General features: G+C 62.5%; 16 protein-coding genes. 13 read left to right on the top strand and 3 right to left on the bottom strand.

Annotated elements, in window-relative coordinates; genetic code table 11:
- Window positions 1–192: 192 nt before the first annotated feature.
- The 3 genes from H4V96_RS22120 to H4V96_RS22110 all read right to left on the bottom strand — a co-directional run bounded on the left by H4V96_RS22120 (window position 193) and on the right by H4V96_RS22110 (window position 3372).
- Entirely contained in the window at window positions 193–489 is a 297-nt protein-coding gene (locus H4V96_RS22120) for a DUF493 family protein (RefSeq protein ID WP_070257888.1), read from the bottom strand.
- Between the two features lie 338 nt (window positions 490–827).
- A complete protein-coding gene (locus H4V96_RS22115; RefSeq protein ID WP_196856510.1) occupies window positions 828–2615 on the bottom strand; it encodes a DUF6600 domain-containing protein in 1788 nt (595 codons plus the stop codon).
- 115 nt (window positions 2616–2730) lie between these two features.
- Window positions 2731–3372 carry a LysE family transporter gene (locus H4V96_RS22110; RefSeq protein ID WP_010393943.1) on the bottom strand — a complete coding sequence of 214 codons (642 nt, stop codon included), beginning with the start codon at window positions 3370–3372 and terminating at the stop codon, window positions 2731–2733.
- A 201-nt stretch (window positions 3373–3573) separates the two neighbouring features.
- Here H4V96_RS22110 and H4V96_RS22105 point away from each other — a divergent pair, with 201 nt between their 5' ends.
- From H4V96_RS22105 to ccoG, 13 genes are all read left to right on the top strand, one after another.
- A complete protein-coding gene (locus tag H4V96_RS22105) occupies window positions 3574–4521 on the top strand; it encodes a DUF808 domain-containing protein (protein WP_196856508.1) in 948 nt (315 codons plus the stop codon).
- Between the two features lie 85 nt (window positions 4522–4606).
- Entirely contained in the window at window positions 4607–5038 is a 432-nt protein-coding gene (gene yiaA, locus H4V96_RS22100; protein WP_010393940.1) for an inner membrane protein YiaA, read from the top strand.
- A gap of 93 nt (window positions 5039–5131) precedes the next feature.
- Window positions 5132–5545 (top strand): EAL domain-containing protein, encoded by a 414-nt coding sequence (locus H4V96_RS22095; protein WP_280721163.1) that lies wholly within the window; start codon window positions 5132–5134, stop codon window positions 5543–5545.
- 195 nt (window positions 5546–5740) lie between these two features.
- Complete coding sequence (locus tag H4V96_RS22090; RefSeq protein WP_196856506.1) at window positions 5741–7402, top strand: PAS domain-containing methyl-accepting chemotaxis protein; 1662 nt, start codon at window positions 5741–5743, stop codon at window positions 7400–7402.
- A 25-nt stretch (window positions 7403–7427) separates the two neighbouring features.
- Window positions 7428–8876 (top strand): oxygen-independent coproporphyrinogen III oxidase, encoded by a 1449-nt coding sequence (hemN, locus tag H4V96_RS22085; protein WP_070345973.1) that lies wholly within the window; start codon window positions 7428–7430, stop codon window positions 8874–8876.
- 9 nt (window positions 8877–8885) lie between these two features.
- Window positions 8886–9656 (top strand): sulfite exporter TauE/SafE family protein, encoded by a 771-nt coding sequence (locus H4V96_RS22080; protein WP_196856504.1) that lies wholly within the window; start codon window positions 8886–8888, stop codon window positions 9654–9656.
- Window positions 9657–9678: 22 nt separating this feature from the next.
- A complete protein-coding gene (locus tag H4V96_RS22075; RefSeq protein WP_196856503.1) occupies window positions 9679–12120 on the top strand; it encodes a heavy metal translocating P-type ATPase in 2442 nt (813 codons plus the stop codon).
- 3 nt (window positions 12121–12123) lie between these two features.
- Complete coding sequence (gene ccoS / locus H4V96_RS22070) at window positions 12124–12303, top strand: cbb3-type cytochrome oxidase assembly protein CcoS (RefSeq protein WP_196856502.1); 180 nt, start codon at window positions 12124–12126, stop codon at window positions 12301–12303.
- A gap of 233 nt (window positions 12304–12536) precedes the next feature.
- A complete protein-coding gene (ccoN, locus tag H4V96_RS22065; protein WP_010393924.1) occupies window positions 12537–13964 on the top strand; it encodes a cytochrome-c oxidase, cbb3-type subunit I in 1428 nt (475 codons plus the stop codon).
- A 15-nt stretch (window positions 13965–13979) separates the two neighbouring features.
- Window positions 13980–14594 carry a cytochrome-c oxidase, cbb3-type subunit II gene (ccoO, locus tag H4V96_RS22060; protein WP_010393921.1) on the top strand — a complete coding sequence of 205 codons (615 nt, stop codon included), beginning with the start codon at window positions 13980–13982 and terminating at the stop codon, window positions 14592–14594.
- A 1-nt stretch (window position 14595) separates the two neighbouring features.
- A complete protein-coding gene (locus tag H4V96_RS22055) occupies window positions 14596–14808 on the top strand; it encodes a cbb3-type cytochrome c oxidase subunit 3 (protein WP_010393919.1) in 213 nt (70 codons plus the stop codon).
- Window positions 14801–15721 (top strand): cytochrome-c oxidase, cbb3-type subunit III, encoded by a 921-nt coding sequence (gene ccoP / locus H4V96_RS22050; protein ID WP_010393918.1) that lies wholly within the window; start codon window positions 14801–14803, stop codon window positions 15719–15721. Before H4V96_RS22055 ends, ccoP begins: the two co-directional genes overlap by 8 nt.
- A complete protein-coding gene (ccoG, locus tag H4V96_RS22045) occupies window positions 15721–17106 on the top strand; it encodes a cytochrome c oxidase accessory protein CcoG (RefSeq protein ID WP_010393915.1) in 1386 nt (461 codons plus the stop codon). Before ccoP ends, ccoG begins: the two co-directional genes overlap by 1 nt.
- The last annotated feature ends 22 nt before the right edge of the window (window positions 17107–17128 follow it).

Genomic DNA, 17128 nt, shown 5'->3' with positions numbered 1-17128 from the left:
CCGGCGCCCTGCGGACGCTGCGGCGAAGCCGTGATTATAAGCGAGGCTACCGTTTCATTGAGCTGCGCACGCCGGCAAGCGCAGCAAGCTGCCGATTGCCTGCTGGGCGCGGCGGTGCTGCTCCATGTGGCGGGGGCTGCCAGCTTGTTGCTGGCCTGACGCAATGCCAGCGCGCCAGGGCAACCACTGGTCTTACATGACGATCTTGACCATCGGGTGGCCCGACAGCGCCATGTACAGGGCGTCGAGCTGCTCGCGACTGATGGCACGCACGGTGACGGTCAAGCCCGTGTAATTGCCCTTGCCCGATGGGCGTTCTTCCATGCGACCCGCGTGGAAGGTCGGGTCGTGGCTGATGACCAATTCCAGCATGGTCGGCGCGAAGTCGACATGCGTCGGGCCCATGATCTTGATGGGGAAGTCGCTCGGGTATTCGATCAGCGATTCGCTGGGAGGAATCGTAACTTCGGTGGGGGGAGTGGTTTGCATGGAAAATCCTATCAGTGCCGTTCAGAACAGGCGGCGCCACGCCTAGCACGCGGCGGCTGCATAAAGGCGTATTGTAGCCAACTTTGGGGGCGTATGCGCCCCTGGCCATGGCGGCACGGGTGCGGAAAAAAAAAGCCAGCTTTGTAAGCTGGCGAAAACTATTTCGTTTGGACAAAATAGTCGGAAAAATCGGTGCTGTCGGCCAGTCAGGCATGGCGCTATGCTGCAAGGACCTCACTGTAGACAAAACAGTGCCGCTTTTCCTCGGACATGTGACGAACTGCCGCTTTGTCGGCCTGAACGTCGCTACGGCGCGACAGGCAGTGCGGCAAGTTCTGTCAACGCTCCGCTTCCTGCATCCGGCCATTGCGGCCGGGACCGCCGTGCGCATTGCCCCTGTCATTACTGCGTTCACGTGGCGGTCCGCTGCGTTCGCCACCGCCCGCCTCCTGCACCGGACGCGCGGCGGGGGCCGGCATCGGCATCGGCGGCGGCGCGGGCCGCGGCTGGGCTAGCGGCGGCGGTGCAGGCATGGCCGGCGGTGGCGCTGTCTGCAGCATTTCGCGGCGCCCGCCGCGCTCGGCGCGTTCACCGCGTTCCCAACGGTTGCTGTCGGGACGCGGCTGTGGCCGCTCCTCGCCACGCCATCCGGGGCGACCCACCTGATCTTGCACGGGTGGCAAGACCGGCATCGCCGGCATCATGGGCTGAGCCGGCATGGGTGACTGTTGCGGCTGTTGTGGCTGGGTCGGCACGGGCGGCCGGTTCGGCTGCAGGGGATTCGGCGCCAGGTGCGTCTGGCCATCGTCCGTCTGCAAGCGGCCTGGACGGTTGACCAAGTCGCGCCGCAATCCGTTGTCGCCGCGCGGCGCATCGGCAGGACGCTGCCAGTTGCCCGCCGGCGCAGGCGCCGTGCCCAAGGGCAAACTTTGCATCACGGGTGGCGGCATGCTGGTGCGGTTGTGGCGCGGCACATCGAGCGTGCGTTGCGGGCCAAAACGGTCACCGGGCAACACGCTCACGCCTTCACGGCGTTCGCGTTCACCGGCCACGAAACGGCGCCCCTCGGCGTAGCGGTTGATGCGGCGTTCATAGTCCGCGCTGGCGCGGTAGCCGGGCACATAGCGCTCGTGCGGCGACAGGGGAAACCAGCCCACGTCAGGACGCCGGCCTTGCTGCGGTCCGTGGCCACCGCCGACCCAGCCCACCAGGGCCGGCGCCCAGGGTACGCGACCGCGCTCGCGCCCCGGCGCCCAGCCCCAGCGCTGGCCCAGCAGCACCCAGCGCCCGTAATGCGAGGGCGCGTAACCCCAGGGCGCGTTGTCGACCCAGGTCCAGCCCCATGGCGCGATCCAGGTCCAGCGCCCGTCGCTGTATGGCGCCCAGCCAGCCGGCAGCGCGCTGGGCAGCCACAGGGGGCCGTATTGCGCATCGTCCTGCCAGGCGCCGTAGCGGTCCAGCTCTTCATAGCCGGTGGTATCGTCCGTGACATAGCGCAAGGCCGGCACGGCGGCGGGCAAGGCTTCGGGCCAATTGTCGAAGGCTATCCTGTGCAAGGTGCCCGTGCGCAATTGCTCGTCCGTCAGCTCGGCGCGCTTGCCTGCACGCAAGGTCACGCTACCCGACGCGCCATCCACATCGGCAGCGCCCTCGAGCACGCTGACGACGCTGGTGCCGGGCTGGCGCCCCGCATCGATGCGCAACCAACCGGGCTGAGTGAGGATCACGCGCGCCTGGGCAGTGGTCAGCTCGAAGCCGCGCAGCGCATCGGGATTGCGCACGCGCACGCTGACTGTGCCATAGCTGAGGTGTAATGTGAAATGCTCGTCATCGAGTTCGCCCACCTCCAGCTCGGAATCGCCATCGATGCGCACGGCGGCCGCGCCCACGCGAAATTCCGCCAGCGCGCCGCGCATGGTGCTGAGCCGGTGATCCGTCGTGACAGGCCAGTTCAACAAGGCATTTTGCGCCTCGCCATCGCCGGCGCGCACCAGCACTTGTCCTTCGACAGTGGAAATGCGGCCGACGCGGGCAGGCGGGTCCTGCGCCAAGGCGCCGGCGCAGGCCGACGACAGCAGCATGGCGCACACGGTTTTCAAGACGGGGAGAGACAGGATAGGACGCATGGTAGCGCTCCAGGCAGGACTTACAAAGGGGACATGCTGCGATTACATCCGCATCAGGCGGGCATCGCAAGCGGGCTTACAAATGTTTGCATCTTGGTTTGCATGTTGCCTTGGCTCAGGATGCCGCCTGGCTACCCCGCTTGACGAAAAACAAGGCGGCGCCGACGGCCATCAGCAAGCCGCCAAAGAAGCGGTTCTGCTTTTTAACGGCGCTGGCATCGCGGAAAAAACGCTGCATCGACGCGGCCAGGAAGGCGTAGCTATGCATGACGATCAGGTCGATCGTGCACATGGTGACGGCCAGGATCAGCAGTTGCGGCAACAGCGGCGCCGTGGGGCTAATGAATTGCGGCAAGACCGCTACCATGAAGATAATGCCTTTCGGATTCGTCACGTTGGTCAGAAAACCCGTCAGTACACGATGGCGCATCGAAGGCACCACAGCATCGGCATGCAGCTCGCCCGTGACAGCCACCCGGGCGCGCCACTGCGACAGACCCAGGTAAATCAGGTACAGCGCGCCCACCGTCTTGACGATGTTGAAGGCCACTTCGGAGGCCAGCAGCAGAGAACCGACGCCGGCGCCGGCGATGCCCAGCACCACCAGCAGCCCCAGTTGCAGGCCAAGGATGGTGGCGCTGGCCTTTTTCACCCCGTACGACAAGCCATGCGACATCGACAGCACGGCGCCCGAGCCGGGCGAGACGGCGATGATGGAGGCGGCGATGACAAAGGTGATCCAGGTGGCGAAGTGCATGCGGTATCCAAAATGCTCAAGAAGGACGATTTTAACCCGGCCCGTGCGGCCCTGCCGGCCCGGCCTGAGTTAAGATCGCAGGCACGCTTTATCTATACCGTCGTTACGCCTTCCCTTACCGTACAACCAAGAATAACATCATGAAAAACAACACTTTCCTCGCTTCAACGCTTCCTTTCACCCCTGCGGGAGCGCGCTGAGATGGCCGGCGCCAGCCTGCTGGCCTTGCTCGACGATATCGCCAGCATCCTCGACGACGTTTCCCTGATGACCAAGGTGGCGGCCAAGAAGACGGCCGGCGTGCTCGGTGACGACCTGGCCCTGAACGCACAGCAGGTGGCCGGCGTGCGCGCCGAACGCGAGCTGCCCGTCGTCTGGGCCGTCGCCGTCGGTTCGCTGAAGAACAAGGCCATTCTCGTTCCCGCCGCGCTGGCCATCAGCGCGTTTGCGCCATGGGCCATCACGCCGCTGTTGATGCTGGGCGGCGCGTATCTGTGCTTCGAGGGTTTCGAAAAAATCGCCCACAAATACCTGCATCCGGACGACAGCCACCAGGCCGAGCTGGCACAGGCGCTGCGCGACCCGCAAGCCGACCTGGTGGCGCTGGAAAAGGACAAAATCAAGGGTGCCATCCGCACCGACTTCATTTTGTCGGCGGAAATCATCGTCATTGCCCTGGGCACGGTGGCTGCTGCTACCTTCGCCGAGCAGGTCGCCGTCGTCGTCGGCATCGCCATCATCATGACGGTGGGCGTGTATGGCCTGGTGGCTGGCATCGTCAAGCTCGACGACGCGGGCTTTTATCTGGCGGCGCGCAAGGGTAACGGCGTGCTGATGAACGGCGTGCGCGGCTTTGGCAGCATGCTCGTGTCGGCGGCGCCAAAACTGATGAAATTACTCTCCGTAGTCGGTACGCTGGCCATGTTTATGGTGGGCGGCGGCATTTTGACGCACGGCTGGCCGTGGGCCAGCAGCCTGCTGCACCACGCGGAAGAAGCGGTCGGTGCCATGGCCGGTATCGGCCCCGTGCTGGCCGCCATCACGCCTAGCCTGATCAACGCCGTCGCCGGCGTCATCGCCGGCGCCCTGGTGCTGGCCGGCGTCACGGCCGTGTCGGCTTGCTTGCGCAGGCTCAAACCAGGCAAATAAGCTTTCTGGTCTGATGGAACGGCAGGCGCATCCGTGCCTGCCGCCCCGGCCATGCCGGTGGCGCCTGCCTACCCAAGGAGACCCTATGCAGATTTCTCCCATCCAACGTCCCAGCAACGCCTTTATCGGCGCCTCCTGGGCAGCACTGCTGATCGGCGCCATCACCTACCTGTCCGGCCTGTGGAATGCCAGCATGGCCCTCAATGAAAAGGGCTATTACTTTACGCTCCTCATGTATGGCCTGTTCGCCGCCATCTCGCTGCAAAAATCCGTGCGCGACCGTAGCGAGGGCATCGCCGTGACGGGCCTGTATTTCGGCCTGTGCTGGATTTCCGTGCTACTGGCCTTGCTGCTGCTCACGCTCGGCTTGTGGAACGCCAGCCTGCAAAACAGCGAAAAGGGCTTTTATGCCATGGCATTCCTGCTCAGCCTATTTTCTGCCGTGGCCGTGCAAAAAAATGTGCGCGATGTGGCCCGCGCCTCGGCCGCCACGCCAGCTGACGCGCCGGGAACTTAAATTCCAGCGGTGCGTCTATCCCTCTATCCATAGCGGGAGCGGACGATGAACGACCAGCAGAAACATTGACAAATGGCGCTGGAAGCGGCGCACATGGCGATATGCGATACACGCATCGTCGCTGGCCAGGTCATCGACAGCACGGTCATCTGGTCGGCCAGGGCGGGCGGCCCTGCTGGGCCTGGAGGAGCGCGCCCTGACACACTCCTTCGCCGCTTCTCGCTCGACCACTTTGGCAGCGGTTTTTCCTCGTTCGACTACCTGAAAGCGCTGCCCGTCGATGACCTGAAAATCGACGCTATCTTCGTGCGCGGCATTGCCGGCAGTGCCATCAACCGCGCCATGGTCAAGGCCATCCATGAAGTAAGCCACGTGATGGGCTTGAAAACGGTGGCCCAATACGTGGAAAACGCGGCAACCCTGGCCCTCATCCGCGAACTGGGCATCGACTACGCACAAGGCTACGCCGTGGGCAGCCCACGGCCGCTGGCGGCCGGCGTCAATTAGTCGCCACTGGCAAGCAGTAACTTTAAAACAATGCCGCCTTGCCATCGCTAAATGCGTGCGAGCCCGACCAATCTGGAGGATTTTGATCTACATCAATAAATTTGCGCAGGCGACTCCTTACACTGATCTCCGTTCTTGCAATCGTGCAAGTCTTACTCACCAATTTGCTCTTTAACTGATCAGGAAGCCGCGACCATGCGCCAAAATTTGCCAGTGACTAACCGTGAAGTCCTCGTCATGGACGATCAGGCCATCGTGTCGAAAACGGATATGAACGGCAATATCGTGTATGTGAATCCCTACTTCACCCAGGTCAGTGGCTACACCGAGGCAGAGCTGATCGGTTCACCGCAAAATATCCTGCGTCATCCAGACATGCCGGCCGAAGCGTTTGCCGACATGTGGGCTTCGATACAAGCCGGTACGCCGTGGACGGGCCTGGTCAAGAACCGCTGCAAGAACGGCGATTTTTACTGGGTGCGCGCCAACGTCACACCGATCCGCGAAGCGGGCAAGACCATCGGCTATATGTCAGTACGCGTGAAAGCCGACAAGGATCAAGTCCAGGCGACGGAGCAAGCCTATGCGGCCATCCGCAACAAGGAAGGCGGCAAGATTGTCATCAAGAATGGGCTGATCGTGCGCCCGGGCCTGGCGCACTTGCTGCACAAGCTGACGCATATGTCGCTCAACCTGCGCATCTGGGCCGCCACATCCATCGTTAACTGTTTGCAACTACTGGTGTGCATCATCAGCCTGTTCGCCAGCGGCGGCAAGATCACCAATTACGCCATCTTCGGCGCCACCCTGTTCGGCTTCCTGATCAACGTTTTCCTCTGGTACACCTTGCGCACGTCCGTACTCAAGCCGCTGGGCAAGGCCCTGGACGGCGCGCGGGCGATTGCGGCCGGCGACCTGTCGGGCAGTTTTGAAACGGACAGCACTGATGAAGTAGGGCAATTGCTGCGCGCGCTGCAACAGATGAACAGCAACCTGATCGCCACCATCCGCGACGTGCGCATCAACGTGGAAACCATGGCCGTGGCCACCAAACAAATCGCCGCCGGCAATATGGACCTCTCGGGCCGCACCGAATCGCAGGCGGCCAGCCTGGAAGAAACTGCCTCGAGCATCGAGGAATTCTCGTCGACGGTAAAACAGAACGCGGACAACTCGGTGCAGGCCAACGAACTGGCCGTGGCGGCCTCGAAAGTGGCCGTGCAGGGTGGCGAAATCGTTGCCGATGTGATCACCACCATGGACGATATCAACACCTCGTCGAAGAAGATCGTTGACATTATCGGCCTGATCGAAGGCATCGCCTTCCAGACCAATATCCTGGCCTTGAACGCGGCCGTGGAAGCGGCCCGCGCCGGCGAGCAGGGCCGGGGCTTCGCGGTGGTGGCGGGCGAGGTGCGCAACCTGGCGCAACGCTCGTCCGGGGCGGCCAAGGACATCAAACAGCTGATTGAAATTTCCGTCGGCAAGGTGGGCGCCGGCATGCTGCAGGTGAACCGCGCCGGTGAGACCATGGAACAGGTGGTGAGTTCCGTCAAGCAAGTCACGGCCATCATGCAAGAAATTTCCGTCGCCTCGCGCGAACAGAGCATCGGGGTCGACCAGGTCAATCAGGCCATCGCCCACATGGACCAGGTGACGCAGCAGAACGCGGCCCTGGTGGAAGAAGCAGCAGCAGCAGCGACGCGCCTGGCGGAAGAAGCAGCCAGCCTGTCGCAAGCCGTGAGCCTGTTCAATTTCGGCAAGATCGCGCCACCGCGCCGCGTCGCCATTGCCGGCCGCAAGGGAGGTGCCGCGAACGCCGGCAAACCCGCCGCGCCGAAACGCCTGGCCGCCTAAAACCTTACAAGACTTTACACACATCATGCCTACATTACTCAGCAGTGCTTCCGCCGACCTGGACGCCGTCGTCGAATTCGATCCGGTCATCATCAGCAAGATGAGCCAGTCCGGCCCGCGCTACACATCGTATCCGACCGCCGACCGTTTCAATGCCGACTTCGGCTACGGCAACTTCCTCGAAGCGCTGGCCGCACTGCGCATGCGCGGCGGCCGGCGTCCACTGTCACTCTACGTGCACGTGCCATTTTGCGACACCCTGTGCTACTACTGCGCCTGCAACAAAATCGTCACCAAAGACCGCAGCAAGGCCGCCACCTACCTCAGCTATCTGAAACAGGAAATCGCCATGCAGGGCAAGCTGTTTGCCGGTATGAACCAGATCGAGCAGCTGCATTTCGGCGGCGGCACGCCGACCTACCTGAGCGAAAAGCAGATGGACGACCTGATGCTGCATTTGCGCCAGCATTTCGAGTTCGCTGCCGATGAAGACGGCGAGTATTCGATCGAAATCGATCCGCGCACGGTATCGCGCGAACGCGTGTTTTCGCTACGCGCGCAAGGTTTCAACCGCATCAGCCTGGGCGTGCAGGATTTCGACGCCGACGTGCAGAAGGCCGTCAACCGCATCCAGCCGGAAGCGGAAACGGTGGCCATCATGCAAGCGGCGCGCGACGCCGGTTTCCGCTCGATCAGCATCGACCTGATCTACGGATTGCCCAAGCAGAACCTGGAAACGATGACGGAAACCCTGCGCAAAGTCATTTCCGCCAGCCCGGACCGTATCGCTCTGTATCACTACGCGCACATGCCGCACCTGTTCAAGCCGCAGCGCCGCATACTCGACGCCGACATGCCCGACAGCGCCAGCAAGCTGGCCATGCTGGGCCTGTGCATCGCGCGCCTGACCGCCGCCGGCTATGTCTACATTGGCATGGACCATTTCGCCAAGCCAACGGACGACTTGGCCGTAGCGCAGCGCCAGGGCCGTTTGCACCGCAACTTCCAAGGCTACTCGACGCGCGCGGAAGCCGACCTGATCGCCTGTGGCGTGTCGGCCATCAGCTCCGTCGGCGCCGTCTATAGCCAGAATGAGAAAACGCTGGACGCGTATTACGAAAAACTCGACGAAGGCGTGCTGCCGATCGCGCGCGGCATCAAGCTCGATACCGATGACTTATTGCGCCGTATTATCATCCAAATGCTGATGTGCAACTTCGAATTGTCGATCGCCACCATCGAGCAAGCGCACCCCGTAAAGTTCCGCAACTATTTCGCCGTCGAGCTGGAAAAGCTGCGCGAACTGGCGCGCGACGGCTTGCTCGTCATCGAGGAAGACTGGCTGACAGTGACGCCGAAAGGGCGCTTGCTGATCCGCAATATCTGCATGGTCTTCGACCGCTACCTGACGCAGGCCCGCGCCAACGCGGCGCCGGACGCGGTGCAGCCGCTGCGCTACTCGAAAACAGTGTAATCGCGCCCGATGAATGCCCTCAGCCTCGTGCCCATGTTCATGCTCGGCCTGGCCGGCAGCGTGCACTGCATCGGCATGTGCGGCGGCATCGTCGGCGCCCTGTCGCTGGGCGGTGGTGCAACTCCCGCGCCCAGCCGTCCCGTGATCGCCATCGCCGTGGCGCGGCCCGCATTGCAGACAACCGTGCAATCGAATGTGCTGCGCGTGCTGGCCTACAACGGCGGGCGTATCGCCAGCTATATGCTGGCCGGTGCCATGGCCGGTAGCCTGGCCGGCGCGGGCATGCTGCGCATGGCGTCACTACAGGTGGCCGGCTACTGGCTGGCCAACCTGATGCTCGTCGCCCTGGGCCTGTACCTGATGGATGTCTGGCGCGGCCTGGCCCATCTGGAAGCGGCCGGCAATGTCGTCTGGCGCCGCGTGCGCCCCCTGCTGCATCCGTTGATGCCGATGGATACGCCGTTCAAGGCGCTGGCCGTGGGCGGCCTGTGGGGCTGGGTGCCATGTGGCATGGTCTACAGCGCCCTGCTGACGGCCATGCTGCAAGGTTCGGCCCTCGCTGGCGCGGCCAGCATGGCCGCGTTCGGCCTGGGCACCCTGCCCACCCTGCTGGGCATGGGTTTACTGGGCACGCGTTTGCGCACGCAAATGCAGCGCCGTCCCGTGCGCATCGCCAGCGGCTTGCTGGTACTGGGCTTTGGCCTGCTGGGCCTGCTGCGCGCCGCGAATGGCGTGTCACTGGGCTGGCTCGACGCCCTCTGCGTCACCGGCCATCCATGAAAAGACGCATGAAAACAAACCTATGAATGCTGTTTTAAAACCCTGCGCCTGCTTCCATTGCGGCTTGCCCGTCCCCGCTGCAAGCAAATGGCAGGTCACTATCGACGACGTGCCACGCGCCATGTGCTGCCCCGGCTGCGAAGCAGTGGCGCAAACCATCGTCGACATCGGCCAGAGCGCGTATTACCGCGACCGCGATGAATACGCCGTCAACGCAGCCGATGCGACCATGGTGCCGCCCGAATTGCGCCTGTACAGCAATGACGATGCACAATTTGCGCGCGACGCCAGCAGCTGCGAAGCGACCCTGTCCGTCGAAGGCATACGCTGCGCGGCCTGCGTCTGGCTGATCGAACGCCAGCTGACGCGCCTGCCCGGCGTGCAGGCAGCCAGCCTGAACGTCGCCACCGAGCGCCTGTACGTGCGCTGGAGTCGCGCGCAATGCGAGCCGGGCGATATCCTGCAAGCCGTGCGGCAAGTCGGCTACACGGCGTATCCCTACGACGCCGTGCGCCATGGCGAGCGCCTGCAAAAAGCCAGCAAGACGCTGGGCCGCCAGCTCTTCGTGGCGGGCCTGTCGATGATGCAGGTGATGATGTACGTGGCGCCCGCCTACCTGGCCGCCGAGGACGGCACACTGGACGACAGTATGGCCAGCCTGATGCGCTGGGCCAGCCTGCTGCTCACCTTGCCGGCCATCTGCTATTCGGCCATGCCGTTTTTCCAGGGCGCCTGGGCCAGCCTGCGCGCGCGCACCCTGGGCATGGATGTGCCCGTGGCGCTGGGCATCCTGGCGGCCTTCTTCGGCAGCGTGGTGGCGACCTTGACAGGCCGCGGCGAGGTATATTACGACTCGGCCACGATGTTCATTTTCCTGCTGCTGTGCAGCCGCTATTTCGAGCTGCAGGCGCGCCGCAAGGCTGCCTCGGCGCTGGAGCGGCTGCAACATGCCTTGCCTGCCTCTGCCTCGCTGATGGCGGGCTTTCCAGAGCACCGCGCCACCACCCTGGTGCCGGCCGGCACGCTGGACGTGGGCGATATCATCCTCGTGAAACCGGGCGAGGCGGTCGCCGCCGACAGCGTCATCATCGAAGGCACGAGCGCGCTCGATTTATCGCTGCTGACGGGCGAGAGCGCGGCGCAACGCAAAACAACGGGAGAACAGGTGCCGGGCGGGGCGATTAACGCCAGCGCCGCGCTGATCGTGCGCGTGCTCAAACCGGCGCGCGAAAGCACCCTGTCGGATTTATTGAAACTGATCGAGCGGGCCGGCAGCGGCAAGCCGCAGATCGCGCAATGGGCCGATAAAGTGGCGGCCTGGTTCGTGCTGGGCCTATTGCTGTTTGCCATCGCCGTGTTCGCCTTCTGGAGCTGGCACGATGCGTCGCGGGCCTGGCCCGTGGCCATCGCCGTGCTGGTCGTTTCGTGCCCGTGTGCCTTATCCCTGGCAACGCCGACGGCGCTGGCAGCGGCCACCGACAGCCTGCTGCGGCGCGGCGTGCTGATCGTCCAGCCGCATGTGCTGGAAACCCTGCACCGCGCTACCCACATCGTCTTCGACAAGACGGGAACATTGACCCTGGGCCGACCCGTGCTGCAGCAAATCGACAGCCTGGGCAGCATGCCGCAGGACGCTTGCCTGCAAGTGGCCGCCGCGCTGGAAGCGGGCAGCGCCCATCCGCTGGCACAGGCGATCCTGGCAGCCGCCGAAGGATTGCCAGGACAGCAGGCGCGCGCGCATGCGCAACAATTGCAGGAAGTGCAGGGCCAAGGTCTCGAAGGCGTGCTCAATGGCGTGCGCTACCGTCTCGGCAATGCGGCCTTTGTGGCCGCCATCGCCGGGCCGCCACTAGGCGACACAGCCGTCGGCATGCACGGCATGACACCGCTGTACCTGGGCACGCAGGAGCAGTGGCTCACGCGCTTCTTGCTCAGCGATGCGCTGCGCCCGGAAGCGCGCGAAGTGGTCGACTATTTCCAGCAGCGCGGCAAGCAAGTCGTGCTGCTGAGCGGCGACCAGGAAGCGCTGACGCAAAGCGTGGCGGCGCAGCTTGGCATCGCCACGGCTTGCGGTGAATGCCTGCCCGATGAAAAGCTCGATTTCGTGCAGCAACTGCAGGCGACCGGTGCCGTGGTGGCAATGGTCGGCGACGGCATCAACGACGCCGCCGTGCTGAGCGCAGCCGATGTTTCCTTTGCCATGGGTTCCGGCGCCGCGCTGGCGCAGGCGCATGCGGACACGGTGCTGCTGTCGTCGCAGCTGCGCTGCGTACTCGACACGGCGCAAACGGCGGCGCGCAGCATGCGCATCATTCGCGAAAACCTGGGCTGGGCCACCCTGTACAATCTGACGGCCATCCCGGCCGCCGCGCTGGGTTTCCTGAACCCCTGGCTGTCCGGCGTCGGCATGGCTGCCAGCTCGGCGGTCGTCATCGCCAACGCCCTGCGCCTGCGGAAAGCCTGAACCATGGAAGCACTCTACCTGCTCATTCCCTTAAGCGTCGTGGTCGTCTTCATCGCGCTGTGGGTGTATTTCACCGCCTCCGATAGCGGCCAGTTCGACGATCTCGTCGGACCGGGCTTGCGCGTGCTGCAAGACGACGATACGCCGGTCAAGCCGCCGGCGCCCGGCGAACCGCATCCCTGACCGCCTCAGCCCGGCTGGCGTCCTGCACGCCATGGCCGGCGCGTCGCACCCCATATCGAGCCCCGCTTGCAGCCATCTTGCATGGCTTTTTTGAGCGAAATATCACTTTATTTCGATGTCAGTTAACTACGCTTGTTTCATCCGGGGAATTTTGATCCACATCAAAGTTTTTTCGCGGTCAAACACTTACTCTCTGCCCACCATTATAAATAGTAATTCCAGGGAGAGTCTTTGTGGATCAATCGCTGAACTATAACTACAAGATCGTGAAGCAATTCGCGGTCGCTACTGTGGTATGGGGCATCATCGGCATGCTGGTTGGCGTTATCATCGCCGCTCAGTTGGCCTGGCCTGCCCTGAACCTCGACATACCGTGGCTAACATACGGACGTTTGCGTCCGCTGCACACGAATGCGGTGATTTTCGCCTTCGGCATCTGCGGCCTGTTCGCCACCTCGTACTACGTCGTACAACGCACCTGCCAGGTGCGTCTGTTTTCCGACAAACTGGCTGCCTTCACGTTCTGGGGCTGGCAAGCGGTGATCCTGTGCGCCGTCGTCACCCTGCCCATGGGCCTGACGCGCGGCAAGGAATACGCCGAGCTGGAGTGGCCCATTTCCATCCTGATCGCCGTCGTCTGGATCGCCTACGCCATCGTGTTCTTTGGTACCTTGATCAAGCGCAAGGTCAAGCACATCTACGTGGCCAACTGGTTCTTCGGTGCCTACATCCTGGCCGTGACGATTTTGCACGTGGTCAATGGCGCCGTCATGCCAGCGTCGTTTACGAAGTCATATTCCGCCTATGCGGGCGTGCAGGACGCCATGATACAGTGGTGGTACGGCCATAACGCGGTGGGTTTCATCCTGACCGCCGGCTACCTGGGCATGGTCTACTACTTCATTCCAAAACAGGCCGAGCGCCCCGTGTACTCGTACCGCCTGTCCATCGTCCACTTCTGGGCGCTGATCTTCACCTACATGTGGGCCGGCCCGCATCACCTGCACTACACGGCATTGCCTGACTGGACGCAATCGATCGGCATGGTCTTCTCGCTGGTCCTGCTGGCACCAAGCTGGGGCGGCATGATCAACGGCATCATGACCCTGTCGGGCGCCTGGCACAAGCTGCGCACCGATCCGATCCTGAAATTCATGATCGTCTCGCTGTCGTTCTACGGCATCGCCACCTTCGAAGGTCCGATGATGTCGATCAAGACCATCAACTCGCTGTCGCACTATACCGACTGGACCGTTGCCCACGTGCATGGAGGTGCCCTGGGTTGGGTGGGCTTCATCACCATGGGTTCGATCTACTATCTGCTGCCACGCCTGGCGGGCCGCACGCAGATGTATAGCACGCGTCTGGTCGACGTGCATTTCTGGGTGGCTACCATCGGCATCGTGCTGTACATCGCGGCAATGTGGATCGCCGGCGTGATGCAGGGCCTGATGTGGCGTGCGGTCAATCCGGACGGCACCCTGACCTACACCTTTGTCGAGAGCGTGAAAGCAACGTATCCGTACTATGTGGTGCGCGTGGGCGGTGGCCTGCTGTACCTGTCGGGTATGTGCATCATGGGCTACAACACCTGGATGACCTTGCGCGGCAGCAAACTCCCCGTCGCCCGCATTCCAGAACTGAACGCGGCGCACGCCTGATAGGAGCGAAAGCAAATGAAATTTTCACATGCATGGATTGAGAAAAACCCCTGGCTGCTGATCGCCCTGGTCACGCTAGTGATCAGCGTCGGTGGCGCCGTCGAGATCGTTCCCCTGTTCTTCCAGAAGAGCACGACGGAACCGATCGCCGGCCTGAAGCCGTACTCGCCGCTACGCCTGGCGGGCCGCGACATTTACGTGCGCGAAGGCTGCTACAACTGCCACTCGCAGATGGTGCGTCCGCTGCGCGCGGAAACGGAACGCTATGGCCATTATTCGGTCGCTGGCGAGTTCGTGTATGACCGTCCGTTCCAGTGGGGTTCCAAGCGCACGGGGCCGGACCTGGCCCGCGTGGGTGCCCGCTACAGCGATGAATGGCACCGCACGCACTTGAACAACCCGCGCGACGTGGTGCCCGAGTCGAACATGCCAGCCTACCCATGGCTGGCGAAGACCAAACTGGTGCCTGACGACATCATGCCGAAGATGCGCGCCCTGAAACGCCTGGGCCAGCCATACAGCGATGAAGAAATCACGGCCGGTCCGGCACAGCTGCAGGACAAGACCGAAGAGGACGCCCTGGTCGCCTATCTGCAAGGCCTCGGCACATTAATTAAAACAAGGAATTAGCATGGCAATCGACAACCTGTTTGACAGCGCCAGCAGCGTCATGACGGTGGTTTCCTTTACGACGTTCGCAGGCATCCTGTGGTGGACTTTCAGCCGCAGCAATAGCGACTTTGACGCGGCGGCGAACCTGCCGTTCGACGACGAAGCGCTCGACTATCCGGCCGCGCCGGTATCTATGCCCGTGCCGGCACAAGGGGAGCGCAACCATGGCTGACTTTACCAATGGCTTCTGGAATATTTACATCATCGTATTGTCCTTGCTGGGCATCATCGGCTGCGGCGTGCTGCTGTACTCGCAGTCGAAGGTCAAAGTGGCTGCCGGTGCCCCTGCCGATGGCACCACGGGCCACGTCTGGGACGAGGACTTGAAGGAACTCAATACGCCGATGCCGCGCTGGTGGATGTGGTTGTTCTACATCACCATCGTCTTCGCCCTGGCATATCTGTTCCTGTATCCGGGCCTGGGCAACTATGCCGGTAGCCTGGGCTGGAAATCGACAGGCCAGTACGAGGAAGAGCTGAAGAAAGCGGAAGCCGACTACGGTCCCCTGTTCAACAAGTACCTGAGCCAGGACTTGAAGACGGTGGCCGCCGATCCGCAGGCGCAAGCCATCGGCCAGCGTTTGTTCCTGACCTACTGCGCGCAATGCCACGGTTCGGATGCACGCGGCAACAAGGGCTTCCCTAACCTGACTGACAAGGATTGGCTGTATGGCGGCGAACCTGACGTCATCAAGACGACCATCATGCACGGCCGCAATGGGCAGATGCCACCGATGGGTGCCGCCCTGGGCTCCGAAAAGGATGTCGAGAACGTGGCCCATTATGTGCTGAGCCTGTCCGGTTCGACCTCGGACCCGGTCAAGTCGGTATTGGGCAAGGCCAAGTTCGGCGCCTGCATGGCTTGCCATGGTGCCGATGCGAAGGGCAACCAGATGCTGGGTTCGCCTAACCTGACGGACAAGATCTGGCTGTACGGCGGCAGCGCCGATACCATCATGGAAACCATACGCAAGGGGCGCAATAACGCCATGCCGGCCTTCAACGATTTCCTTGGGGAATCGAAAGTGCACGTGCTGTCGGCGTACGTCTGGAGCCTGTCGAATCCACAGACACCCGTGAAATAATGTCAGACCCTCAAGTCATCAAGATGTATGCGGCCCGCGAGCAAATCTACCCTCGCGAGGCCAAAGGACGCTACGCTACCTGGCGCTGGGTATGTGTCTGGCTTACCCAGCTGGCGTTCTACGGCTTGCCATGGTTGACCTGGAGTGGCAGGCAAGCCCTGCTGTTCGATTTGACCACGCGCAAGTTCTACATTTTTGGCGTCGTGCTGTGGCCCCAGGATTTCATCTATCTGGCGGCTCTGCTGATCATCTGTGCGTATTCCTTGTTCCTTGTCACAGCCCTCGCCGGGCGGGTATGGTGCGGCTTCTCCTGCCCGCAAACGGTCTACACGGAAATCTTCTTGTGGGTCGAACGCAAAATCGAGGGCACGCGCAGCGCGCGCATGGCCCTCGACAAGCAAGGCCCCTCCGTGCGCAAGGTTGTCAAGAAGACGGCCAAGCACTTGGTGTGGGGCGCCATCGCCCTGTGGACGGGCTTTACTTTTGTCGGCTATTTCACGCCGATCAAGGAACTGGCGCACGAGGTGATCACCCTCGATTTCGGTCCCTGGGAATGGTTCTGGGTCTTGTTCTACAGCCTGGCAACCTACGGCAACGCGGGCTGGCTGCGCGAGCAGGTGTGCAAATACATGTGCCCCTACGCGCGCTTCCAGAGCGCCATGTTCGACCAGGATACCCTGATCATCACCTACGATGCCAAACGCGGCGAACCGCGTGGTGCCATGAGCAAGAAGGCCGGCAACAACGACAAGCTGGGCGACTGCATCGACTGCACCCTGTGCGTGCAAGTGTGTCCGACCGGTATCGATATTCGCAACGGCCTGCAGTATGAATGCATCGGCTGCGCCGCCTGCGTCGATGCCTGCAACAGCGTGATGGATAAGGTCGACCGGCCGCGCGGACTGGTACGCTACAGTACCGACCATGCGATGGAAAACAACTTCAGTTCGCAGCAAATCCGCCAGCGCGCCACGCGCCCGCGCGTACTGATCTACACCGCCATCCTGGGGCTGATCATCATCGCCGTGTGTACCTCACTGGCCCTGCGCACCCCCCTGAAAATGGACGTCATCCGCGACCGCGGTTCGATGGGTCGCGAAGTGGAAGACGGCATGGTCGAGAACGTTTACCGCTTGCAAATCATGAATACCTCGGAGCAAACTCAGCATTTTAAAATCAGCGTTTCCGGCTTGCCGGGCCTGACCTTGCTGACGCGCGAAGAGGTGACGTTACAGCCGACGGAAACGCTGGGCTGGCCCATCCGCCTGCGCGTGCCGCACGGTGTCGGCGAGAAGGGCTCGAACAAGATTGCCATCGAATTGCACTCGCTGGATAACCCAGCGTTGCATGTGCGTGAAGGCGCGGTATTCATCGTGCCGCGCTAAGGTTGATGTTGGGGTCAGATCC

The organism is Janthinobacterium sp. CG_23.4 (assembly GCF_029892305.1).
Classification (GTDB): Bacteria; Pseudomonadota; Gammaproteobacteria; order Burkholderiales; family Burkholderiaceae_D; genus Janthinobacterium; species Janthinobacterium lividum_D.
This window is presented reverse-complemented; position numbering and strand designations above follow the sequence as displayed.